The organism is Nonomuraea glycinis (genome assembly GCF_014646515.1).
In the GTDB taxonomy this organism is placed as follows: Bacteria; Actinomycetota; Actinomycetes; order Streptosporangiales; family Streptosporangiaceae; genus Nonomuraea; species Nonomuraea glycinis.
Genome location: NZ_BMNK01000009.1, coordinates 336,276 through 358,974, shown reverse-complemented (window position 1 = coordinate 358,974; position 22,699 = coordinate 336,276). Strand labels below are relative to the sequence as shown.

The following is a 22,699-nucleotide window of genomic DNA, read 5'->3' as shown; positions in this document are numbered from 1 at the left end:
CTACCTCTTCCAGACTTCTGTCAGCTTATGTAGTCGACTGTCCGGAATCTGCTAGGCACCTCACATAGGTGCTGTGGTCTTCCACCTACGAGCCGTCCCGTGGCAAATTTTCGACTTCGATCTCAAACGCTATGAGCGGCCGCTGCAGCGGCTCCATGAGCGCATCTGCTCAGAGGGCGCATTCACCGCTCATAACCACCGATTTCTCATCGAGGCCGCACTGCCTGGCATCTGACGGCCAAGCATCCCGTATGCCGAATGACGACCCGCAACAATCACGCCTCCGGCGGGGCGCTCCGACTCCGGGATGATCGCCGAAGCACGTACACAGGGCCGCATGTGGTTGAGGTGGAAGCCTGATCATCCCGCCCGCCATCGACCCGGGACAAGCCGAGCAGACCAGGGCCACGGTTACCAGATCGTTCGTCCAGTGGGGCGCTCCATCTGGTATCCGTGGCCCTGGCCCGCTTCCCCTTCGGGCGGGTCGACGGCAGACGGGATGATCAGGCGGGCGGGGTGCGCGTTGTCAACGCTCAAAATCGCTTTGCAGGTAGCCGTGGAAGAGTGAGAAGGGGCTGTATCGCGATCGTTCTTCCTGGGCGAGGAACAGGTAGTCAGAATGCACCTGGCCGGAGAACCGGTCGTTGCTGAGCCGGAAGATCGCAGTGTCTTGGTCGGTGCTCGGATGTTCAGCGTCCACCATGAGCCCGTCGGCCATCGTGATGGGGAGGTCGATCCGCCGTACGCCCTGGAACAGCAATTCGATGTGAAGTGCGGCGGGTTCGAACTCCGTCCGAAGAACGAGCCCGCTGAATGAGGGAACGTAGCTCCACACCCGGAAGCGGCGGTTCGGGAAGCGCAGGGGGAGGGAGAGTAATCCGGGGTACCGATCATGGCTCACGAGGAAGAGCGGACCACGGTGCGGGGGCCGAAGCAAGAGGTCAGGGGCTGATCGTCGTGCAATTAGCGTGCAATTAGACGGGGTAACGAGGGGTCAACCACGGTCACTCCCGGACGGAGCGTAATCGGTGCTGACCAGGCTCCCGGTGGTCCGGCGGTCATGATCGGTGCAGTTCCCAAGCTGATAGCGCGGGTTCGATTCCCGTCTCCCGCTCTCTTGGAGAGCCCTGCTCGCCGTCCCTTCGGGTCGGCTTCGCGGGGCTCTTGTGCTGGTCGGGGGGGACGACCCCCCGAGCCCCCGCGTGCCACCCTCGTCTCTCGGCTTCTCGTCTCAGGGCGCGGTTGCTGTTGCCTCGTAGATCGTTCTTGCGTACGTCCGCGCCTCTCCTGCACGGCTAACCTCGCAGGGTGGATCACGATGAGCCTGCGATCGAGTTGTGGAGTTACGCCGAGCTTGCTGTCGGGGCCGGCTTGGCCGTTCTGTTGATCGTCCTGCCCACTGTCGTCTGGCTTGCCAGGGTGATGCTGTACGGCCGCAGACAGTGCTTCCGGCGGCAATGAACCCGCCGGCCTCGCGGCGCGCCGCTGCCCACGACGCTAATGATCAAAGTTGCATGAGCCCGGCAGCAGTTGGTCGGAACCCGCATCGCGCGTAGAACTCTTCGAGGTGTGGCTCATAGTCGACGTGCAACCACCTGGCACCACGTGAACGTGCTTCCTGAGCAGCACGCTGCACCAATCGCACATCCACCCCCTGTCGAGGAACTCGGGGGGTGCACGGTGGTATCGAGGATGAAAGCATGAATACCACCATCGGTGGCCACGTTGACGAAGCCCACCAGCGCGCCCTCACGGTATGCGGCCACCCAGCAGAGACTGCGGGCCAGCATCCCCGAGAACGAAGCAGGGCGATGATCAGGCCACGACGCGTTGAACAACTCGTTCAGCTCCACATCCCCGAGCGCGGGCCGCACCTCCAACCAGATTTGGTTCTCTGAGGCTTGGTTGCTCGTCACCATGCTGTACAGGGTGCTATGGATGCCCCTGGCGCAGGCTCTCCGGCTCCGAGATGCTCTCGCGGGCAGGTCCGTACGGGGCCGACGGGATGATCTCAGGGCATCGCATCGCCATCACCCAAGCTCGCGGCCACGCAGGCGCCCGAGCCCTACTGAAGCGATGCCAGGAAACCACCCGAGACACCACCAAAGGCGGCTTCCGCGTCCTGCAACGGCACCTGTCAGATGTGATCTACCGGGCCCTCGCCGCCGACCACCACGCCCACAACGACGGGACATGGACAAGTCGCAAGTAGCTTGGCTCCCGTGGAGGAAGGGCATCTGGGCGAACAGCGGGTTCGGTGGCCAGGGCGACGCGAAGACGTGCTCCATGCACTACGAGCCTTAGGTGACCGCGACTATCAGGACCAACACTGGCGATCCGAGAAGGGATTGCCGGATCTCACTGCTGCCGTGCACTGGCTCATCGACGACACCTTCATCGACCAAAACGGCGCACGAGCACTGATTCCCCACCTTTTCGTTGATCAGCGAGAAGCCGACCTCGTCCAGATGGTGGTGGACGCCCTCTTGCGTGTCCTCGATGACCTCGGCCCTACCGCTCCAGACAACGCCTATCTCGACCATCCTGAGTGGATCAACGTCCTGGACTCGGCCGACGTCGCCTACCTCGCCTTGTCCTCCGGCAAGCCAAGGTCATGATGGAACTTCGCGCAACGCCCTTGTACATAGGAGCGTCAGGCAGGCGGCCGGCGTGCGCGCAGTGCGCCGATACTCGCGTAGCCTGGCGGCATGTGCCGGTATAGCGCGGACACCTACAAGATCCACTACGTGTGTTTGCCTTGCCGTGTGACTACCAAGCGACGCCCGGAGCAGCGACCCCAGCTCTGTAATCGCTGCCAGGAGCACATGATTGACGCGGGGCGAGACTTCGCTGCACCACGTCGGCGTGATAGTCCGGCTTGGCGGGCGTTGGGTGCCGTCCTGTACGCCGGCTTGGACTTCCACTCGTGTGGTTGCGGGGGTCCGGGCTTTCGACCGCGGACGCCCCGACAGGTCCGGGAACGCCTCCAGGTAGCGGGCCGTCGGGGGATTCCTGCCCGGGACGCCATCGCTCTGTCTGATCCGTACGAGGCGTGAAACCGCAGGTAGCAGGCTGATCGTCGTGCAATCAGCGTGCGATTAGACAGGGTAACGAGGGGTCAATCACGGTCACTCGCGACCGCGTTTCCGCCCAGCTCAGAGCCCTCACGTGCGGTGGTCCGTGCAGTTCCCAAGCTGATAGCGCGGGTTCGATTCCCGTCGCCCGCTCTCATCACGAAAGCCCAGGTGGACCGATGGATTCGGCACCTGGGCTTTGATCTTGTTTGGACCTGTTAGATCTTCGCGGGCCAGCAACGGGCCATTGGCTCTTGATCACCTTGTCGGGACCAGCGCCCCAGCCTCGCCCTCGTTGGCGTCTTCGTCGCGGGTCTGCATTGTTCGACCGTGTCTCAGCGCTCGCGGCCAAGGAGAGCGGGCAGCCGATCATCCAAGCGTGCACTCACGCCTATCGAGCGTACGCGGTGGAAGGGCGGCCAGCCCTTGAGGTGGTCCGACAGGCGCAGCAGTTCCTACTTGCTCACGGTGACGACGCCACGCGGGCATGGCTGCTCTGCCTTGAGGCCGAAAGCCTCGCCACCCTAGGCGACCGCCAGGCGGTGGAACGGTCACGTTCAAGCAGAAGAGGCGTTCGATCGCGCCCGCCCGCATTGTGAGCGCGCCTGGACCCGCTTTCTCGACGCCGATCGCATGGCTGTCTTTCAACTCTCCGTTCACGTACGGCCGGGCGACGAACGCCAGGTGATCGCAGCCGGGCAACACGCTCTCAGCTCTGTTGGCGAAGACGCCGACCACAAGCACATCGCCGTCATCTACGCCGACGTCGCCCAAGGTCAGTTCCAGATCGGCGACATCCCCACTGGCATCACCTACGCGCGTCGAGCCCTGGAGTCCGCTCAGCGCACCGAGTCGACGTGGGGCCTGCAACACCTGGGCACTGTGGAGAAGACACTCGCCGCCCACAAGGATCCCGCAGCACGTGAACTCCTCGGCGACCTGATCTCTACACGTCGGACTCTGGGGTCGTCTCCTGCCTGATCCACTCCAGGTAGTCCGCTGGACCGGCTGCCAGCGGAACGGTGATGATCTGCGGCATCTCATAGGAGTGCAACGCCCGTACGCACGCGGCGAGCTCGTCGAACCGCTCAGCCGTGTCTTCATGAACAACAGCCACTCATCAGCCCGGTTGATCTCCCCACGCCACCAATAGACCGACGTGACCGGAGCAACGAACTGGACCGCCGCAGCCAGGCGTCGAGTGACCACCGCCGAGGCGATCCGCTCAGCCTCGTCACGATCCGGCACGGTGACATGCACTTCAAGAAACTCGGCCATGCCGATCACACTGCCGAATCGTTCTTGTAGGGATCAAGCGGCGGCGCGGCGCGCCGCCGTACCCTCGGCCCTCCGCCCGCCCGCCGTGCGGGCGTGCGGCCTGGGGGCCGGTCCCGAACGGCGGCGGGACACCGGGCCGGGCACCGCACGCCGGCCCCGCCGGACTGACCGAACGCTCTGACCGGGGTTGCCGCGCCGCCGCACAGATGCAGCCCTACGATCGCCACTGCATGGCTGGACGCCATGCATGGTCGGGGGCGATCGACGATCCAGGGTTCGTTCCTCGCCCTGGCTCACCGGATAACGTGGCTGATCAGCGTCGCTGGGCTCATGTGAGTACGACCGCAGATCAAAAAGGCGGATCCCCGCCGAACGTTCCTGCTGCCCAGGGCGCACCCCCTAAATCTGCCTGCTCGACCAGCGAAGCGGTCTCTTCGCCCCATGCACCGAGGCCGTCTACGGCAATGGCCCGGTAGACCCGGTTCGAACTGGTAGCCAGGACGCTGTGCACAAGTGGAGCGAGGCCGGCTTGATGGTGGGTGAGTTCTGGGGCATCCAAGAGCGGGACGGCAGCGGCGAGAGCCGCTTCCCGGACGGTGGGGTCGGCGTCTTGAAAGAACGTGGACACGGTGTGGAAGAGCATTGGGCGGATGGCTCGGAGCTCCGTGAAAGCCGGATATTCCTCCGGTGAGAAACCCAGGCGCAGCAGCGTCGCTTCGGCATCGTTGCCGACTTCGTCGGTTATGGATCCCAGCCAGTCCAGCAATGCCTGACGTAACGGATACCACTGGCCCTCCTCGCCACCGGGCATCAAGGTGTCTGTGCGCGGATCGCTGAGGATCGCGGCGATATACAGGGCCGCCGGGACTGTCGCCGAGTAGAGAGAGTTCTGATGATGCACTGGATCGTTGAGGTGAGCGACAGCTTTGGCTCTGGCCTCTGGGGCACCGATTAGAAGGCCGGCCAGCGCGGCAGGGGTATCCTCGGCCGGCCCCAAGGCGTGCTCGAGCGAGGCCCAATCGGTCTGCTTGATCAGCGCAAGTGGATCTGACAGGGAACCGGCCACATTCTTGATCGCCACTGTTGCAGTATGGCTGACGCCTCCTACAGGCGTGGATTGTAGCCCGGATCCAGGACGCCCCATCTTGACCCCGTGGTCCTGGCCCGTTTCCCCGGCGGCGGGTCGGCGGCAGCCGGGATGATCAGGCGGGCGGGGTACGCGCAGGTGCGCAGCCTCGGGAACTACTCGACGTAGGCGCCATCCGGTCGCATGATCGCGTCACGGGTCAACGGCGTGACGGCCGAGCGGAGTCTTGTGTCATTCACCGCCACGACCATCCGGAGGCAGTCGTCGGCTTCCGGGAGCACGTACATCAGCACCTTGTGCTCCTCGCCATTACGCCCGACGACGTTCTCCCAGTCTTTGTCGCCGTTCTCCTCCATGACGGCGAGCTCCGAGTAGACCGCGAGGCGGCGCCAACGCGCAAGATACTCCTCCGCGATCTCGGCTGCGACCTGTGTATTCATCCCCTCATCCTCCCCGCGTCAGGCCATTGAAGCGGGCCACTAAGAGGGGTTGCCGAGGGGGCAACCACGGTCGCTCAGGACCGACTCGTCGCCCAGCTTGGCCCCCTCATCCGGCCATGATCGATGCAGTTCCCACGCTGATAGCGCGGGTTCGATTCCCGTCGTCCTCGTCGTCATCACGGGCGGCGAGTTGCTTTGCGGCGCTGACCCACAGCCCACAACATTTCCGAAATATCCGGCGTCTGACTGACTATGACCTCCCTTACCGAGCACATGAGTCACCGCAGAGCCCGCCGATACGGAGCCAGGACCAGCGTCGCCTCCTTGGCCGCCTGCCTGACGGTCGTCCTGGGCGGAAGCGTCGCCAACGCAGCCACCGTGGACAGTGCAGCGGCACAGGGCGCCACCATCGCGGGGAATGCCGACCGGCTGGACCGGGTCGATTGGGCGTCCGTAGTGGAGCCGAGTCTGAACTGCCCCGAACCGGGGCCGCATGCCGCCTGGTACGTCGTGCGCGCCCGGGTCGCGGCCGTCGGCGACCTTACCCGTGATGGAAGGCGTGAGACCGTCGTCGTGTCATCTTGCCCGAGCCCGACATCGAGCAATCCCTTGATCGCCTTCGTCTACGACGGAGCCGCCGGGTCGTCGGTCCCGCACTTGCTCGGGAAACTCGGGGAGAACCGCTACTTCAGGTCCCTGAAAGTCAGGATCCGGGGCGGGCATGTGCGCCTGTACGGCAAAGCGGTCAGCGAAAAGGCCCCCAGATGCTGTCCAGACCTGATCGTCAGCCAGACCTACAGGTGGGGCGGCGCGACGCTCCGCAGGACGGCGGAGACGGTGAATCACCTCTCGTGACCGCTTGAAGTACTTCCGCGTCATAGATGACCGAGTCGTCCGTGAGCGAGTAGAGGAACGCCAGGAAGGCGCCGGTGGCCAACACGATTCCAAGACAACCCATTCGGTCACACGGAGTCAGAGCCTTCGTCGTTGGAGAACCTGCGGCGCATGACGGTCCAGGACATGAGAGATGACCGTTTCGGCGGGCCTTCCGAGCACTCGCTCCAGATCAGGGGTCTGTCGTTCCAACGCGCCCGCGCGTACCTGGGCAGAGATCCAGCTCATGGGGCCCGGGACGGCGTCCGGCACCTCGCGGTAGGTCACTTCCAGCGCCCTGGCCACCTCGGGATAGCTCCACAGAGATCCGGTGAAGTCGTACGCCTGGCCCCAGTGTCCCTCGCCCGTCAGCACGTTCGCCGCCGCCTCGGCCAAGTCCGACCGGAATGCCGTGTTCAGGCTGCGGCCCCCGGTGCTGCTGGTGATTTCTCCGCTGGAGACCTGCGGGACGAACGCGTCGCTGTAGAAGGGATGACGCAACAGCGTGTACGGCAGACCGCTGTCAAGGATGGCCTGTTCGGTCGCGTGATAGGCCTCAGTCATGCCGGTGGCGACGGTATCGGCTCCCAGGAAGCTGGTGAAGACGATGGCGCCGACGCCGACGTCTTTGGCGGCGGCCACGGCGGCCAGGTGCTGCCTGATCCTGCGGGTGGGATCCAGTTCCGGGGAGGAGATCAGCAGGAGACGGTCGGCCCCGTCGAAGGCCTCACGCAGACTCGCCGGGTCGTCGTAGTCGCCGTGCCGTACCGGAACGCCTTCGGGAGCCCGTTCGGGATCACGCACCACGGCCACCACCTCCGCCCGGCTGCGCAGATGGCTGATGACGAGGCGGCCGAGCGCACCGGAAGCGGCTGAAATCGCGATCACTGAAAGACTCCCTTTGCGAACGGTCGCACCAGTGAACTCCCGCCGGGTGACGCCGCGCCACTGATTTTTCCGGTCACGGCTTTACCAGGGGTGCTCAAGTGCCAGGGGCCGACGTTGGGAGGCCAAGCCCTTACGAGCAAGCCGCGGCGCCTACATATTCGCCTCATACTGCACAGGCGGCTCGGGATGCTCGCTTCTTGTAACTCTTTTAGTGCTCACGGCTATCTCACCTGTGTACGACTTGTCGTCTGCCTGAGAGGAGCGCTCATGCCCGAGTATCGGTTCAACTCTCCCCCTGGCTGGCCGGTCCCTCCTCGGCAGTGGAAGCCTCCTCAGGGATGGCAACCAGATCCGTCATGGCCGCCGGCTCCTTCAAACTGGGAGTTCTGGATCATTGAGACGACATCGGCTGCACCAGCCCCGAACCCACCACAGCCACCGGAACGCAAGAGCGGAGGACTCTTCGGCGGCAAGAAACGACTCGAAGAGGAGAACGCCCAGCTACGCCAATGGGTGGAGCGACTGGGCGGCATGGACGCCATGCGCATCGCAGCGATGACCGAGGCCCTACATGTAGAGCACGCAGGACTACAGACCGCCATCGACGACGCCGCCCGACGCCTTAATGAGACAGAACGACGGGTCGTGCAGACCGAGGAGACCGTCCTGCTCCAAGAGGTGGGTGTCTATGAATACCGCCATCCGCTGAGCGACGCGGTGGCCTATAAGGACCGGCTCGCGCAGGTGAAGGCACGCATCAAGGAGATGGCCCGAAAAGGGCAAGCCGTCGTCGGCGCCACCAACTGGCAAGTGAACGGGTCAGCAGCGGAAGGACGCAAGATGGTGCGTGACTTCTCCAAGCTGATGCTGCGCGCCTACAACGCTGAGGCGGACAACTGCGTGCGAACCATGCGCCCGTACAAACTGCAGTCCGCGATCGATCGGCTGGAGAAGGTCGTGGAGACGATCGTCAAGCTGGGACGAACGATGCACATCCATGTCCATCCCGACTATCACCGCACGCGGATCCATGAGCTGGAGCTGACGGCTGACTACTTGGCCAAGCAGGAGGCAGAGAAAGAACTCATCCGTGCGCAGCGCGAGCAGCAGCGCGAGGAGGAGGCCGCACGCCGCGAGTTCGAGCGAGAGAAGGCGCGCCTGCGCAAGGAGGAGGCGCACTATCGGTCGGCGCTGGCCAAGCTGATGAAGAACGGCACCGCGGCCGCGGAAAGCGTGGACGAGCTGAAAGCCAAGCTGGAAGAGATCGGCGTGGCAGTCGCCGACGTCGAGGCCCGCGAAGCGAACACCCGGGCCGGGTACGTGTATGTCATCTCCAACATCGGCGCTTTTGGAGAGAACGTCGTGAAGATCGGCATGACTCGTCGGTTGGAGCCTGAAGACCGTGTACGTGAGCTGGGTGACGCGTCGGTGCCGTTCAGGTTCGACACGCATGCGCTGATCTTCAGTGAGGATGCGGTGGGCTTGGAGGCGCGACTGCACTCAGAGCTCAGCGATCATCGGCTCAACAAGGTGAACCTGCGACGAGAATTCTTCCACGCGACGCCCGCCGAGGTGCGTGACCTGCTGCAGAAGATCGCCGGTCAACACCTCCTGGAGTACCGCGACACAGCCGAAGCCCTGGAGTGGCGGCAGTCGGTCGCGACTGGAACCGCCTTGCCAACGTAGCGCCACCCGGGGGCAGCGGATGGGATGAGCGTCCTCTGCCCGGGCGTGCAGCCTGGGCGGCGGCAGGGGCCGGGTCGTTCGGTGTTGCGGCCCCGGCGTAACGCGTGGCAACGGCCCGTGTGGCCTGACATTATCCGAGCATGTCGGACGGCACTTCGGGACGGTACCGAGCAGGTGAAACGGCCTTGATCGCTGTGGTGGAAGAAGCCGAGCCATTGGTGGGGGGCTGGCGGCGGCGTTTTGACCCCTCCGCTTCGGCGGGGGTCCCCGCGCACGTGACCGTGCTCGTACCGTTTCTGGACGTCGCACGTATCGACACCGCAGTGATCCACGACCTCAGGGCGCTCTTCGGGAGGCACAGCCCTTTCGCCGTCCGCTTCGACGCATGCCGACGGTTCCCTGACGTGCTCTACCTCGCGCCGACGCCTGACCAGCCGTTTCGGGCGCTGACGGAGGCTGTCGTGGCGCGGTGGCCGGAAGCGCCACCCTACGGTGGACAGTTCAAGGAGGTCATCCCACACCTGACGGTCGCCCACGACCAGCAAGGCCAGGTGCTCGACGAGGTGGAAACCGCGCTCACCGTACGACTGCCGGTGACTGCCGACGTCGCGTCGGTCAGTCTCTTCGTCTGCGATGGCGAGCTTTGGCACCCGTACGCCGAGTTTCCGCTACTTGTGGCGTGACAGTAGGTGTCGCTATCGGGCTTGGCTGGTACGACTCTGGGTTGTGAGTTCCTCGATCATGGCTTGGGTCAACGTGGCGGTGCGGTCTCGGTCGTCGTCCAGGGCGATGATGACGAAGCTGGAGCGTTGATCGGCGAGGCGGACGAGTTGTGCGTTCAGCCCGGCCCAGCTACCGCCGTGCCGGTAGATCCGCCGGCCTGCGTGCTCGCGGACGCCGAGGGCCCATGCGTAGTCGAGTTGTGTGCCGTCGTCCAGGTGGCCGGGCGTCTGCAGGAGTGCGGAGACGCTCAGTTCGTCGCGTTCAAGGGCCTGGTTCCAGCGGATGAGGTCCGGGGCTGTGGACCAGACCCCGCCGTCGCCGATCGACAGCGGTGCCGGGTAGTGCGAGTCGAGGGGTACGGCTCCGGGGGGATGCGGGGCTGGGCTGGACCAGTACTGGCTGCTGGTCATCCCGAGCGGGGTGAACACGTGCTCGCGGGCGAAGTCGGGCAACGGCCGGCTCGCCGCGCGTTCGATGATGGCGGCCAGGCAGATGTAGCCGGCGTTGCAGTAGCGGTGTTCGGTCCCTGGTGTGCTGACGAGGTGGTCGAGGCGGGCAAGCGCGTGGATGACGCCGGCGCTGGTGTGGTCGAGCTTCGCGCGATGGAGAACGTCGAATTCGATGCCCTCGGGCAGACCGCTCGTGTGGGAGATCAGATGGCGCACGCGTATGGTGCCCGCCCACGTGGGGAGCTCGGGCATCCACTGCGCCAAAGTCGATTCGGTGTCCAGTTCGCCCTGTCGCACGAGTAGAGCCGCGCAGGCGGCCGTGATCTGTTTGGACAGCGATGCGGTGTAGGCGATCGTGTCGGCGGTCAACGGCTCGCCGGCTGCGGTCCGTCCATTGGTCAGGAAGACAGGCGGTGTGCCGTCCTGCTGCACGCCGACCATGAGTGGATCGTGGACGCCGTAGCCGGCCAGGCTGGTCAGCGCGGCGGTCCGGTCCCGCAGCCGCATCGCGGGTGCTGTTCGGTCGGAGCTCGACGGCATCACTTCAGGCTGACCTTGTCGCGGTTCCCAGGCGGTTGTTGACCAGGTGTCGTTGTTCCGCTGACAGACCACGGGCCGTCATGGCCCTGTCCAGAAGATCTGGGTCGAAGCCCTGCGCTGCCAGGTGGTCGAGGAGGGGGTGGTATCGATCGGGCCGATCACGCAGGAGCTCTGTGGCCAGCCGTAGTTCCAGGCGCACCACAGGAACACGGTGGGAGCCATAGGTGATCAGGACGTAGTGCTCCCAGGGGCCACGGCCGATGCATTCCATCCCGTCGGAGTCGGTCTCCTGCTCGACCGTGCTGATTTCCAAAGTCACCTTGTTCACCTCGTACCTGGCGAAGTACTGCGAACTCTGGGGGAGCCACGATGTCGCGTACAGGCAGGGAAAGGACGAGAGGGCGGCGGCTACCGTGTCGACATCTTCCCGCCGGGCCATCAAGAGGTCGACGTCTCCGACGGGAAGCTGTACGCCTTGCAGCAGCGCGGCGCTCGTGCCACCTACACGGTAGTCCGGGGCGGCGCCCACGGCCCTCAGGGTGGTGAGAGCGGTCTCCAACGCCGACGTCACGTCCTTCAGGCGCAGAGACGCCTCACCAGATCCCATGACGATCAGCGTACCGAGTACGGGTCTCCGAGGTCAGGGCTGCGATGGTCGGACGTTCGCCGGAGCGGGAAGGGCGTCAGTATGAGCCTGGCGTGGCACTCGCCGGATTCTCAGGCGCCGGCGCGGCCTTCCGCTGGGGTACCCATCAGACGGCCCGACCGACGATTGGAACCCCTGGTCGCAGAGTCGCCGGCGAGCCGTCTGCCGCATCCGGTGGGCACCGGATGCGGCAGGGTTGTCGGACGATATCGGGCTCAGCTCGTCACCTGGGGCCGTAGCAAGCCCTTGAAGGGTTTCATCGGGGAGCGTCTTGCAGGATGAGGTTGGCCAGTGCGGCGTGGCCTTGCTGGTTGAGGTGGAGCACTGCGACCACGCCTTCCTGGCCGGCTCCGAGGGCGTCGAATCCCCGGTAGAACGGAGCGGTCGACTCGCACAGCGAATGCCCCGCGAATTCTGGCCTGAGTGTGGTCGAATTCAGGTAAGGGCTGACGAAGTTTACGTTGATCCCGTCCGCCCTGGCGGATTGCGCGGCTTCAGACAGGGCCGCGTCCAGCGCCGCGAAGATCTGGCCGCCGCTTACGCGCTCCGCGTCGGTGAGCAGGCCGGCGCCACAGATCGGGTCGAGTGCCACGCCTGGAGGGTTGGGGGCGTTGCTGACGATTCTGCCGTACCCGGTCAGGATGATCTGGGCGCGCGGGCTGCGCTGCTGGATCTCGGCGAGTAAGTCGCCAAGGGTGGGCGTCAGCCCGGGAATGCGATTGAGGAGCGCCGTGGTGGCCGTGCCTGTGCAGTTGCCCTGAAGGCAGGCCAGGCCGAATGCGGCGAGGTCGATATCGTTGCCGCCGACGGTCAGCGTCACCAGGTCGGTCTCCTGGTCCAGCGCGTCGAGCTGCGGAGGCTCCCCATTGAACGTCTTCCGCAGATCCGCGATGGCGGCGCCGCTGCAGGTGACGTTGTCGAAATTCACCTCGGTTCCACGATTTTTGAATTGTTCGACGATAAGCGTGGAGGCGGAGTTTCGACTGCGATAGCAGGTCCGCTCGGTGCCGGGCTCGTAATCCCCCGCGCCCGTACCGGCGGCGATGGAGTCACCCAGCGCCACCACGTTCAAACGTGATGTGACTTGAGCGCCGGCCGGAGCCGCCGCCCACATTAAGCCACCTCCCACGACGAAGCTCATGATACCTGCGATGAATCTACTGCGCGTGAGCATCGACAGTTCCCCCTTGTGATGACTGCCGTCGAGGTCTGACGGCGAGAGCATGATGCCATAAATGAAGCGACCGGCACGGCAATTCTCAAACCGACTTGACCGCCGCTTCCGCATAAACTTTCCGGAAATCATGGGAACCGAACTCGATTCTATGAAAAGGGTCACAACGCATCCGGTCGGCCTGTCGCTCGTTCTCATGGACAGGTAAGTCGATGAGTCAGGTGTCCGAGCTCTGATTTTCCTGTAGGGAACGATCCAATTCAGCACCGATGCGTGGCTGGGAGCGTCCGATGCTTCATGATCAGTGGGCCGGCCGGAGGGGATCGGCGATGAGTTTCCGGGCCGCCGCCAGTCATCATCACCATGACAACCTTCGTACTCATTCACGGCGGCGGCGGGAGCGCCTTCGACTGGCACCTGCTCGAAGCCGAGCTGCGCGAGCGTGGGCAGGACACGGTCGCGGTAAATCTGCCGGTGTCCGACCCGCGGGCGGGGCTGTGGGACTACGCGGATGCCGTCGTCCAGGCGATCGGCGAGCGTCGGGACCTGGTCGTGGTGGCTCATTCGTGGGGCGGGTTCGTGGGCCCGCTCGTCTGCGCGCGGGTCAAGGCTGCCGCGCTCGTGCTGGTGACCGCCATGATCCCGAGCCCTGGCGAGTCACCGGACGACTGGTGGGAACGCAGCGGCCGGCGCTCGTCCGGCATCGATGACGTCTACGAGCTCTACCTGCACGACGTTCCGCGTGAGCTGGCCGAGCGGGTGCTGGCCCACGACGGCGCGCTCGCCGAGAACATGAGCATGGACCGGGCGGGTCGCGAGCCCTGGCCGCTGGCCGCCTGGCCGGACGTTCCGACGAGGTACCTGCTGTGCCGGGACGACCGCTGCTTCGTCCCGGACTTCGTGCGCCGCCATGTGAAGGAGCGACTCGGCATCACCCCGGACGAGATGCCCGGCAGCCACATGGTGATGCTGTCGCGGCCGGGAGAGCTGGCCGACTATCTGGTCCAGGTCCTGCCGTGACATCGCTGACGCCTCTGCCGCATCCGGTGCTCGCCGGATGCGGCAGAGGCGGTCCAGGTGGGGGAGTACGTCAACTCTTGAGAGGCGGGATCCCCGTGGGCAGGGCCTGACGCAGGATGAGCTGGGCCAGTGCGGCGTGGCCCAGGCGAAAGCATCCTGTCAGGGATTGCCGATGGCCATGTAAAAGTCCGCACATGTGGCCGGTTCGGGATTCTGGCGATCAGGACGAGCATCTCGGCGAACCGTCAGGTCGACTCGGTCACCGGGGACGGCGCCGATGGCGGGGGGAAATCTGTGCTAGGCGAACACGTTGGTCAAGAATCCGATTGCCGCGAACACTATCGCCAGAATCACTGCCCAGATCAGATTGATGCCCATAAGGGAAAGCAGAAAAGTGTGTGCGCCCGCGATCATGGTCATGGTGAGGAAGGCGCCCAGGTCGGAGACCAATTCCCAGGAAAGAAAAACCAGAACGCCGGCGATCAGGCCGCTGATCAAGGTCAGGACCACGACGCCGACCACGCCCCAGAAACCGGGCGAGGGAGAGGCGGAGGCGGCATCCTGCGGGTTCTGGCTTTCCGTACGTTGGACGTACTGGGTGACCGTCACTGCGGGAGTGGCTCCCGAGTTTTCGGCGGCGACGTCCTTGTCGTGCTGCAAGGCGAACGCTGCCACGATCACGCCGACAATCGCAACGACAAGAGCAAGAATGGCGGCGGCTTCGGCGTAGACGGTAAGCCTTCGCGGCTTCGCAGGCTCATCCGCCATGCTGGTCCTCACAACGGGAGAGCGAGTCGGATCTCACATCCTAACGAAAAATCGGCGGAATCGTCCCTGGAGCGGCGATCACCAGCACGGCTCACGCAGGGCGGTGACCGAGTGCGTGCAGAAGCAGGGGGACGTCCGCGTCGATGTCGGCCGGCGCCGTCGCTCAGTTCGCCGAACGCGGCTCGGGCTTCGTCGCCGGCCAGGCAGTCGGTCCGATGTCGTAGGACTGTCAGGGCCAGGACAACGCCGGCGCCTTCCCCGACACTGGAAATGTGGAGTCATGGGAGTTCGGCCGGATGGTGCGCCGTTGGCGGGACCGGGTCGCGCCGGAGACGATCGGGATGCCCGTGGGCGGGCGCCGCCGAGCGGCCGGGCTGCGTCGCGAAGAGCTCGCCGGGCTCGCGGGCATCTCGGCCGACTATCTGACCCGGCTGGAGCAGGGGCGGGCGACCTCGCCCTCGGTGCAGGTCGTGGAGTCGCTCGCCCGCGCCCTGCGCCTGTCCGACGCGGAGCGCGACCTGCTCTTCCGGCTGGCCGGGCACGCCGCTCCCGGGCGTGACGTCGTTCCGTCGCGCGTCACGGCGAGCGTGCAGCGGCTGCTCGACCGGCTGGCGCACACCCCGGTCATCGTGTACGACGCCAGCTGGACGCTCGTCCTGGCCAACGCGCCGTACGACGCGCTCATGGGCGGGACCACGACCTGGCGCGGGATCGAACGCAACGCCGTCTGGCGTAATCTCGTCGGCCCCGGCACCCGGGTCATCCACAGCCCGGAAGAGAGCGCCGATTTCGAGGCTGGACTGGTCGCCGACCTGCGGCTGACCGCCGCACGGTATCCCGGCGATCGAGCGCTCAAGCGGCTCATCAACGAGCTCACCGCGCAGAGCCCGCGCTTCGCCGAGCTCTGGCGGTCCGGCGCCCCCGAACTGCGCCAGGACCCGTCGAGGCGCAAGACCATCGATCACCCCTCGGTCGGCCACATCACCCTCGACTGCGACGTACTCGTCGTCGCCGCCGACGATCTGCGCATCATGGTCTACACCGCCGAACCTGGCACGGAGGACGCCGAGCGCCTCGCACTCGCCATCGTTCTCGGTACGCAATCTCTCGTCGAATAGCGAGGTCAGCCGAGGCTGGCTCTGCCGTGTTTCCAGTAGCCGAGGAAGGCGATGTCGGATCTGGGGATGTCGCGGTCGTTGACGAGATGCCTGCGCAGGCCGGTGGGGAGCGCGGACTCGCCCGCGGTCCAGGTGTAGAAGGGGCCTGGACGCAGGTGTGCGTCCTTCACGGCCTGGAGTGCGAGCGTGCCCGGCTTGGTGGCGGGATCGTTGCGGGGCAACCAGTGGATCCTGGCGTTCGCGGTGACCTCGTGGCGGACGTCCTCGTCGGCGGGGACTTCGAGGAACACCTCGGCGGGCAGCGCGTCGGCGGAGCGCTCCAGGATCGCGAGGACGGCCGGCAGTGCGCTCTCGTCCCCCACGAGAAGCTGCCAGGTGGCGTCGGGTGTGGGCACGTAGCAGTAGCCCTCGTCGAGGAAGCCGACCTGGTCACCGGGCTCTGCCGCCAGCGCCCAGGCGGACCCGGCGGCGGCGGGCGTGCCCGGGCTCTCCTCATGGATGACCACTTCGATGTCGATCTCGGACATCTCCGGCCTGAAGCGCCGGATCGAATACATCCTGACCCGTGGTCGCTTCGCGGCCGACAGGAGGGCGTACTGGCGCATCCACTTGTCGCTGCTCGGGATGACGAATCCGTCCTGGCCGGGGCGGGGGAAGAAGAGGCGGCCCGCCTGGTCGTACCCGGACCGATCGAGGTGCTGGAAGTCGTCTCCGCCCAGCGTGACGGACACGAAGTGCGGGCTGATCCGCTCGCGTCCCCGGACGGTCAGGTTCAACATCCGCCGATGGCCGGGGCGCCGGTATCTGGATGCCATCGCCATCGATCCGAGGCTAGCCAACGGGTGCTCCGAGGGATGTGGGGTTCATGACGCCATCGTTCGCCTGTCGATGAGCGCCGCGCCACCGGTAAACTGCTGCCCGATGCCGGAAAGCCGCCAACCTCCCCCGACACCTCTGCGCGGAGGGTGGCTCCCGCACGGTTTCCACCTCGGCGCCCACTCCCACAGTCAGGGCCAGCTGGTGTACCCGGCCTCCGGCGCCTTGGCCACCACGACCGAACGCGGGACGTGGGTCGCGCCGGCCAACAGGGTGACGTGGACGCCGCCGGGATACGCCCACTCCCATCGCATCTACGGCAGGACCGATGTCCGCCTCGTCGTCGTTCCCCTGGAGCTGTGCGGCGAGCTCGTGGCACACCCCAGCGTGTTCGCGGTGAGTCCCCTGCTGCGGGAGGCCCTCCTGGCGCTGACCGATCGGAGTGAGGTCCGCCCCGGCGTCTACGAACGACTGCGCGCGGTGGTCGTCGACGAGCTCGCCGTGGCCCCCGAGCAGTCGCTGCACCTGCCCGAACCCCGTGACGACCGGCTGCGGGCCGTCACCGATCTCCTGCACGCCGATCCCGGCCGGGCCGTGACCCTGGCCGAGCTGGGACGGACCGTGGGCGCGAGCGAGCGCACCCTGAGCCGGTTGTTCCACACCGAGCTCGGGATGAGCTTCCGCCGCTGGCGCACGGTCCTGCGCATCCACCACGCCCTGATCTATCTCACCGACGGCCGGTCCGTGACCGACACCGCGATGGAGTGCGGGTGGTCCAACCCCACCAGCCTCATCGAGGCGTTCACCGAGGTCGTCGGCCAGACCCCGGGCCGCTACCAGGCAGAGCTGCGCGACGACGCGAAGTAGCCTCGCCGGGCCCGTCACGTCGGCGAAGCCGGGACGCTGTACGGCCGCGGCTTCAGGCGTGCCAGAGCGCGGCGAGTGGCCGGGTGGCCAGCCGGGTCGGGACGGCGCGCAGCAGCAGGTCGCGGATCCAGGTGGCCACGCCCGTCTGGGAGGCCAGCCGCGACTGCCGGGACGCCGCCCGCATGATGCGGTTGGAAAGATCCCCACCCTGATCGCCCTCTACGGCGGCGCGCTGTTCACCCTGGTCACCGCGCCACCGGAAATCGTCACCAGGGACATGGTTCAGGCCATCGTGTACGGCTCCGTGCGCGAGAAGCCCGATCCCCTATCGTCGTAGAGATACGACGGAGGTGATATGCCGAAGTTACGGCCTGATGAGCCCGAATGGTTGGGCGCCTACCGGGTGCTCGGCCGGCTGGGCGAGGGCGGGCAGGGGACGGTGTATCTGGCCGAGGCGCCCGAGGGCGGGCGGGTCGCGGTCAAGGTGCTGCATCTGCACCACGCGCTCGACGAGACCGCGCACCGCAGGTTCGTGCGTGAGGTGGAGGCCGCGCGGCGGGTGGCCGCGTTCTCGACGGCTCGCGTCATCGAGGTGGACATGGCGGGCGACCGGCCGTACATCGTGAGTGAGTACGTCGAGGGCGTGTCGCTGGACGTGCGGGTGCGCGAGCGCGGCGCGCTGGGTGAGGACGAGCTGGTACGGCTCGCGCTCGGCACGGCGAACGCGCTGGCGGCGATTCACGCCGCCGGGGTCGTGCACCGTGACTTCAAGCCCAGCAACGTGCTGCTCGGGCCCGACGGGCCGCGTGTGATCGACTTCGGCATCGCCCGCGCCTTCGACTCGTTCACCGTGACGAGCAGCGGCATCATCGGCACACCGACGTACATGTCGCCCGAGCAGATCTCCGACATGCCCGTCAGGGCCGCGGCCGACATCTTCAGCTGGGCGAGCACCATGGTGTTCGCGGCCACCGGACGGCCGCTGTTCCAGAACAACGGCGTGCCCGCCGTCCTGTACTCCATCCTCACCTCGGCCCCCGACCTCACCGGGGTGCCCGCGGTCCTGCGCCCTCTGCTCGAACGCTGCCTGGACAAGGACCCGGACCGGCGTCCGAGCGCGGCCGACATCATGCTCCACCTGGTCGGCCAGACTCCCGCCCGGTCCGACGAGACCACGTTCCCGATCGGCCCGCGGCGCAGGCGACGGCGGGCCGTGGTGGCCTCGGCGGGCGTGGTGCTCGCCGTCGCGATCTCCGCCGGCGTCTGGCTCTGGCCGTCCGCCTCCTCCCGGCCCCCGCCGGCCACGGCGAGCAAAGTGGGGTTCGTCATGGACGTCGGCGGGCGGCATGACGGGTGGTTCAACGAGTCGGCGTTGCCGGGCATCGCCCGCGCCCAGGACGAGCTCGGCCTGTCCGTCAGCGAGGTGGAGGCGGTCGCGGGCGAGAGCGAGGCGGTGAAGGCCGAACGGCTGCGCTCGCTCGCCCGCAGCGGCCACGATCCGATCCTCGCCATCGGATTCCCGTACTCCCAGGCGGTCAGGGTGGTGGCGGCGGAGTTCCCGAAGGTGCGCTTCGCCATCGTCGACAGCCGGGAGACAATGGGGCCGAACGTCACCAACCTGGTCTTCAACGAGCAGGAAGCCGGATACCTCGCGGGCGCGGTGGCGGCCCTCACCGCCACGAAGAAGACGGTCGGGTTCATCGGGGCGGTCAAGGGTGAGCCGGAGGTCGAGCGCGTGGCCGCCGGGTTCGCCGCCGGGGTGAAGGCGGTCGACGCGGACATCCGGATCGCCACCGCGTACGTGTCCGTGGCCCCTGACTACAGCGGATACGACGATCGCGGGAAGGCCGAGGCTCTGGCCGGCCGCCTGTTCCGGGCCGGTGGCGAGGTGGTCTTCCAGGCGGCGGACAACTCGAACCAGGGGATCACCCGGGCCGCCCATGACGCCGGCGCCCTGGTCATCGGCGCGGACGCCGACGAGTCCAAGGGCGTGGACGAGGAGTTGCGCCAGGTCTTCGTCACCTCGATCGTCAAGCGGATCGACGTCGTCGTCCTCGACTATCTGCGCTCCGCCGCCGCGGGCCGCGTCCAGTCCGGGCAGAAGGAGTACGGCGTGCGGGCCGGCGTCATCGACTATCTCCCGGCGGGCACCGGGCTCACCGCCATCAGGGCCCGGCTGGACGAGATCAAGCGGCGGGTGGCCGACGGCGGAGTCTCGTAGCTCACGTCGCCGAGAATGTGGCGGCGCGGACGAGGGCCGCGGTGGCCGGTGATCGGGACTGCTGCGGCCAGGCGATGGCGAGGGTCGCGGGCGGGGTGTCCGGGAGGCTGAGGTAGGCGACGCCCGGCCGGGGGTAGCGGGCGACGATGGACTCGGGCAGCAGGGTGATGATCTCGCCGAGTTCGACGAGTTTGAGCAGCTGGGGCAGGTCGCGGATGCCGTACTCGTCGACGACCTGATCGAGGAACCGGCGGAGCTCGTCGGGACGTACCGGTTCGGAGATGGGCAGGCCGAGCTCCGCGAAGCGGGCGTGGCCGCGTGCGGCGAGCGGGTGTCCGGCCGGGACGGCGGCGACGCGCGGCTCGACGGCCACCGTCTCGAAGTCGAGGCCGGTCTGGTCGAACGGCACGTAGATCAGGGCGGCGTCGGCCTCGCCCTGGCGCAGCAGGGCCGGTTGCTCGCCCCACCCGCACAGCCGGATCGTGACCGGGAGCGCCGCGGGGTCGGCCGCCAGCCGGGTGAGGATGGCATCCAGCAACCCGGCGTCGCTGTCGGCCTTGACCGCCAGGACCAGTTTCGGCTCGGTGGCGGCGGCGCGCTGGGCCCGCCGCGCGGCGGCCCGCAGGGCTTCGAGGGCGATGCGCGCCTGTTCGAGCAGTACGGTCCCGGCCGGGGTCAGGGTGACGCTGTGCGTGGTCCGCTCGAACAGGGTGACGCCCAGCTCGGCCTCGAGCCGGCTGATGGTGCGGGACAGGGGCGGGGAGGAGATGCCCAGCCGTTCGGCCGCGCGGGCGAAGTTGAGCTCTTCGGCGACGGCGACGAAGTGACGCAGCGGTCGTGATTCCATGGCCCGCCTCCGATCGGTATGTCCCGCAGGGTAACAACCCGGAGCCCCGCGATCCTTCCCGTGCGGGGGCATCGCGCGGCAAGGTCTGACTGCGCGCCCAGCGCCTGGGCGGGTCACCGAGTGGAGGAACCATGATCATTGTCAGCGGTGCGAACGGGAAGCTCGGGCGGGCGGTCGTGGAGCGGCTGCTCGACCGGGTCGCGCCGGAACGCGTCGGCGTGTGCGTACGAGATCCTGAGGGGGCGCGGGAGTTGGCGGAGCGGGGAGTTCGGGTCCGGCGGGGGGACTTCGCCGACGCGTCGAGCCTTGAGCACGCGTTCGAGGCGGCGACCCGGGTGCTCGTCGTGTCGGTGGACACGCACGGTGAGACGGCGGTGCGCCTGCACCGGACGGCGATCGACGTGGCGGCCAAGGCCGGGGCCGAGCGCATCGTCTACACCAGCCACATGGGGTCGAGCCCGTCCTCGCTCTTCGGGCCGATGCTCGACCACGCCGCCACCGAGGCGGCGCTGGCGCGATCGGGGGCGCGCTTCACCAGCCTCCGCAACGGTTTCTACGCGACGTCGGCCCTCATGCTGGTCGGCACGGCTCTCCGGACGGGCGAACTGGCCGTGCCTAAGGACGGCCCGGTCTCCTGGACCTCCCACGGCGACCTGGCCGAGGCGGCGGCGATCGCGCTGACGGAGGACGTTCTCGACGGTACGACTCCCGCGCTCACCGGGGCGGAGGCGATCGACATGACCGGTGTCGCGGCGCTCGCCTCCGAGCTGACGGGCCGGACCATCCGCCGGGTGGTCGTGCCGGACGCCGAGTTCCGGGCCGGGCTGGTCGCCCACGGGGTCCCGGAGGGGGCGGCGGACCTGCTCGTCAGCATGTTCGCCGCGAGCCGCCAAGGCGAGTTCGCCCAGGTCGACCCGGCCCTCGGCCGCTTGCTCGGGCGGCCGCCGGTGCCGCTGCGGGAGGTGCTGGCGCCGGCGATCCCGTAGTTGTCGGTGGCGTGGTGCAGGATCGGCACACCCGATCACCCCGAGGAGACCAGAGTGCCGCCCACCAACCCGCGCATAAACGGCTACAGCTTCCTCCAGGCCATGCACCGGGACGGCTTCTTCCCTGACCACGTCGTCGACCAGGGCAGAGGGATCCTGCTGCGCCTGTGCGAGCGGATCGAGGCCGAGCAGCCGTCGGACCTCACGGCGCTGTACGCCCTCACTCACGCGGCCACGGAAGAGTTCAACGAGCTGGAGGCCGACATCGAGACCACGGCCCGGGAGGAGATCGCCGAGGACTTCTGGTTCGTGGCACAGGCGTACGGCTTCGCTGACGCGGACGCGGAAGAACTGGTCGCGACCCGCGACTGGTGACCCCCGGGGTGACGGACGGCTCTGCGCAAGAGCGTCAAGGTTGTCTCTGGCCTGTCTCGCCACATCGGGATGGGGGTCCTCGGTGAGGATCCGTAAGACGGCTTCCGGTGTGGTGCTCCCGGCGGCGAGCCACCACCGCACGTCGACCGAGTGATCATGAGCAAGCCGTCGCAACTCGTCATGGGGGAGTTCTTCCGACCTCACGGCGGACATACGCACGGCTGCGATCCTGTCGTTCGCGAGAAGACGGAGTTGATCCGGTGTGAGGTGCGGATTCTGCGCCGCGCCGACGCGGACCTTGGCATCGGTGTCGGCTGTCAGACCGGCGAGGATGTCCGCGTCATGCGTGTGCGCTGCCAGGCCGGCTCGGACGTCCGGGGAGGCGTCCCCGGCGAGGGCCGCGTTCGTCTCCTCGTCCAGCCCCGGCCTCTCGGCGAGCAGCCGGCGCAGGACCTCGTCCGCGGACCGGCAGATGGCCCGGCGGATCTCGACACCGGCAGCCGGATGGCCCGGCACGGACCAGCGGACCGACCGGTGCGGATCGTCGGCCAAGGCGACCAGGGCATCCGGGGGACAGGCGGGATTCTCGACCAGGATCTGACGGGTCTTCCGATCCTGGGCCCCGGCGAGTGCGCGCAGCAATCCGGACGGCGCGTCGCTCCGAGCCGCCAGAGCGCGCCTGACCCTGCGGGAGGGGTCGGCCGCCATGGCTTCGAGGATGTCTGCGGGGGTGTCCGGATCGCTCGCCACGGCCAGCCGGACCTGGACCATCTTGTGGTGGGCGCGCTCGCCCCTATCCTGCTGCACCGATCCGTCCTTCCTT

Annotated in this window: 23 protein-coding genes and 2 pseudogenes; 11 read left to right on the top strand and 14 right to left on the bottom strand. The window is 67.1% G+C overall.

The features are described 5' to 3' along the window. Positions 1-526 precede the first annotated feature (526 nt). Both IEY87_RS26310 and IEY87_RS26305 read right to left on the bottom strand, forming a co-directional pair. Entirely contained in the window at positions 527-901 is a 375-nt protein-coding gene (locus tag IEY87_RS26310) for a hypothetical protein (protein ID WP_189141431.1), read from the bottom strand. A 673-nt stretch (positions 902-1,574) separates the two neighbouring features. Further along, a complete protein-coding gene (locus tag IEY87_RS26305) occupies positions 1,575-1,919 on the bottom strand; it encodes a hypothetical protein (protein WP_225277679.1) in 345 nt (114 codons plus the stop codon). Positions 1,920-2,222: 303 nt separating this feature from the next. Here IEY87_RS26305 and IEY87_RS26300 point away from each other — a divergent pair, with 303 nt between their 5' ends. Then, positions 2,223-2,618 (top strand): SCO4402 family protein, encoded by a 396-nt coding sequence (locus IEY87_RS26300; RefSeq protein WP_189141430.1) that lies wholly within the window; start codon positions 2,223-2,225, stop codon positions 2,616-2,618. 1,089 nt (positions 2,619-3,707) lie between these two features. Continuing rightward, the gene (locus IEY87_RS26295; RefSeq protein WP_189141429.1) at positions 3,708-4,055 is read left to right on the top strand and encodes a hypothetical protein; all 348 of its coding nucleotides are present in this window, start codon (positions 3,708-3,710) and stop codon (positions 4,053-4,055) included. Here the strand turns inward: IEY87_RS26295 and cutA are convergent. From cutA to IEY87_RS26280, 3 genes and pseudogenes are all read right to left on the bottom strand, one after another. Continuing rightward, positions 4,021-4,352, bottom strand: a pseudogene (cutA, locus tag IEY87_RS26290) (divalent-cation tolerance protein CutA). The gene IEY87_RS26295 and the pseudogene cutA sit on opposite strands and share 35 nt — an antisense overlap. Positions 4,353-4,701: 349 nt before the next feature. Next, positions 4,702-5,433 (bottom strand): hypothetical protein, encoded by a 732-nt coding sequence (locus IEY87_RS26285; RefSeq protein ID WP_189141428.1) that lies wholly within the window; start codon positions 5,431-5,433, stop codon positions 4,702-4,704. 161 nt (positions 5,434-5,594) lie between these two features. After that, complete coding sequence (locus IEY87_RS26280) at positions 5,595-5,879, bottom strand: hypothetical protein (protein WP_189141427.1); 285 nt, start codon at positions 5,877-5,879, stop codon at positions 5,595-5,597. 324 nt (positions 5,880-6,203) lie between these two features. On the opposite strand from IEY87_RS26280, the gene IEY87_RS26275 reads away from it, so the two are divergent. Then, positions 6,204-6,734, top strand: coding sequence for a hypothetical protein (locus IEY87_RS26275; protein ID WP_189141426.1), 531 nt, complete (start codon positions 6,204-6,206; stop codon positions 6,732-6,734). A gap of 117 nt (positions 6,735-6,851) precedes the next feature. Here the strand turns inward: IEY87_RS26275 and IEY87_RS26270 are convergent, their stop codons facing one another. Beyond that, positions 6,852-7,640 carry an NAD(P)H-binding protein gene (locus IEY87_RS26270; RefSeq protein ID WP_189141425.1) on the bottom strand — a complete coding sequence of 263 codons (789 nt, stop codon included), beginning with the start codon at positions 7,638-7,640 and terminating at the stop codon, positions 6,852-6,854. A 267-nt stretch (positions 7,641-7,907) separates the two neighbouring features. Here IEY87_RS26270 and IEY87_RS26265 point away from each other — a divergent pair, with 267 nt between their 5' ends. Together IEY87_RS26265 and IEY87_RS26260 are read left to right on the top strand one after the other, a co-directional pair. Continuing rightward, positions 7,908-9,326, top strand: coding sequence for an SNIPE associated domain-containing protein (locus IEY87_RS26265; protein WP_189141424.1), 1,419 nt, complete (start codon positions 7,908-7,910; stop codon positions 9,324-9,326). A gap of 194 nt (positions 9,327-9,520) precedes the next feature. After that, positions 9,521-10,009 (top strand): 2'-5' RNA ligase family protein, encoded by a 489-nt coding sequence (locus tag IEY87_RS26260; protein WP_225277687.1) that lies wholly within the window; start codon positions 9,521-9,523, stop codon positions 10,007-10,009. 12 nt (positions 10,010-10,021) lie between these two features. On the opposite strand, the gene IEY87_RS26255 is transcribed toward IEY87_RS26260, so the two are convergent. From IEY87_RS26255 to IEY87_RS26245, 3 genes are all read right to left on the bottom strand, one after another. Further along, on the bottom strand, positions 10,022-11,005 hold the full coding sequence (locus tag IEY87_RS26255) for a serine hydrolase domain-containing protein (protein ID WP_189141422.1): 984 nt from the start codon (positions 11,003-11,005) through the stop codon (positions 10,022-10,024). A 37-nt stretch (positions 11,006-11,042) separates the two neighbouring features. Then, positions 11,043-11,645 carry a hypothetical protein gene (locus tag IEY87_RS26250; protein ID WP_189141421.1) on the bottom strand — a complete coding sequence of 201 codons (603 nt, stop codon included), beginning with the start codon at positions 11,643-11,645 and terminating at the stop codon, positions 11,043-11,045. Between the two features lie 295 nt (positions 11,646-11,940). Further along, positions 11,941-12,825 carry an SGNH/GDSL hydrolase family protein gene (locus tag IEY87_RS26245; RefSeq protein ID WP_194511337.1) on the bottom strand — a complete coding sequence of 295 codons (885 nt, stop codon included), beginning with the start codon at positions 12,823-12,825 and terminating at the stop codon, positions 11,941-11,943. Between the two features lie 396 nt (positions 12,826-13,221). On the opposite strand from IEY87_RS26245, the gene IEY87_RS26240 reads away from it, so the two are divergent. Further along, complete coding sequence (locus tag IEY87_RS26240; RefSeq protein WP_189141419.1) at positions 13,222-13,878, top strand: alpha/beta fold hydrolase; 657 nt, start codon at positions 13,222-13,224, stop codon at positions 13,876-13,878. Positions 13,879-14,175: 297 nt separating this feature from the next. Here IEY87_RS26240 and IEY87_RS26235 read toward each other — a convergent pair whose 3' ends face one another. Then, positions 14,176-14,646: a hypothetical protein gene (locus tag IEY87_RS26235; RefSeq protein ID WP_189141418.1), complete on the bottom strand. Its 471-nt coding sequence runs from the start codon at positions 14,644-14,646 to the stop codon at positions 14,176-14,178. Positions 14,647-14,918: 272 nt separating this feature from the next. On the opposite strand from IEY87_RS26235, the gene IEY87_RS26230 reads away from it, so the two are divergent. After that, positions 14,919-15,764: a helix-turn-helix transcriptional regulator gene (locus IEY87_RS26230; protein ID WP_189141417.1), complete on the top strand. Its 846-nt coding sequence runs from the start codon at positions 14,919-14,921 to the stop codon at positions 15,762-15,764. Positions 15,765-15,769: 5 nt separating this feature from the next. Here IEY87_RS26230 and IEY87_RS26225 read toward each other — a convergent pair whose 3' ends face one another. Next, positions 15,770-16,585, bottom strand: a complete 816-nt coding sequence (locus IEY87_RS26225) for a siderophore-interacting protein (protein ID WP_225277678.1) — start codon at positions 16,583-16,585, stop codon at positions 15,770-15,772. A 100-nt stretch (positions 16,586-16,685) separates the two neighbouring features. Between IEY87_RS26225 and IEY87_RS26220 the strand changes: the two genes are divergently transcribed. Next, entirely contained in the window at positions 16,686-17,447 is a 762-nt protein-coding gene (locus IEY87_RS26220) for a helix-turn-helix domain-containing protein (protein WP_189141416.1), read from the top strand. A gap of 52 nt (positions 17,448-17,499) precedes the next feature. On the opposite strand, the gene IEY87_RS46770 is transcribed toward IEY87_RS26220, so the two are convergent. Next, on the bottom strand, positions 17,500-17,631 hold the full coding sequence (locus IEY87_RS46770) for a hypothetical protein (protein ID WP_263652669.1): 132 nt from the start codon (positions 17,629-17,631) through the stop codon (positions 17,500-17,502). Between the two features lie 171 nt (positions 17,632-17,802). Between IEY87_RS46770 and IEY87_RS26215 the strand changes: the two genes are divergently transcribed. Further along, positions 17,803-19,668, top strand: coding sequence for a BMP family ABC transporter substrate-binding protein (locus IEY87_RS26215; protein WP_189141415.1), 1,866 nt, complete (start codon positions 17,803-17,805; stop codon positions 19,666-19,668). Between the two features lies 1 nt (position 19,669). Here IEY87_RS26215 and IEY87_RS26210 read toward each other — a convergent pair whose 3' ends face one another. Beyond that, positions 19,670-20,515 carry a LysR family transcriptional regulator gene (locus IEY87_RS26210; protein WP_189141414.1) on the bottom strand — a complete coding sequence of 282 codons (846 nt, stop codon included), beginning with the start codon at positions 20,513-20,515 and terminating at the stop codon, positions 19,670-19,672. A gap of 131 nt (positions 20,516-20,646) precedes the next feature. Here IEY87_RS26210 and IEY87_RS26205 point away from each other — a divergent pair, with 131 nt between their 5' ends. Further along, positions 20,647-21,501 carry an SDR family oxidoreductase gene (locus IEY87_RS26205; protein WP_189141413.1) on the top strand — a complete coding sequence of 285 codons (855 nt, stop codon included), beginning with the start codon at positions 20,647-20,649 and terminating at the stop codon, positions 21,499-21,501. 54 nt (positions 21,502-21,555) lie between these two features. Beyond that, positions 21,556-21,876 carry a DUF5713 family protein gene (locus IEY87_RS26200; RefSeq protein WP_189141412.1) on the top strand — a complete coding sequence of 107 codons (321 nt, stop codon included), beginning with the start codon at positions 21,556-21,558 and terminating at the stop codon, positions 21,874-21,876. A 543-nt stretch (positions 21,877-22,419) separates the two neighbouring features. Here IEY87_RS26200 and IEY87_RS47225 read toward each other — a convergent pair. Beyond that, positions 22,420-22,647 (bottom strand): annotated as a pseudogene (locus IEY87_RS47225) (hypothetical protein); the annotation flags it as partial. Between the last annotated feature and the right edge of the window lie 52 nt (positions 22,648-22,699).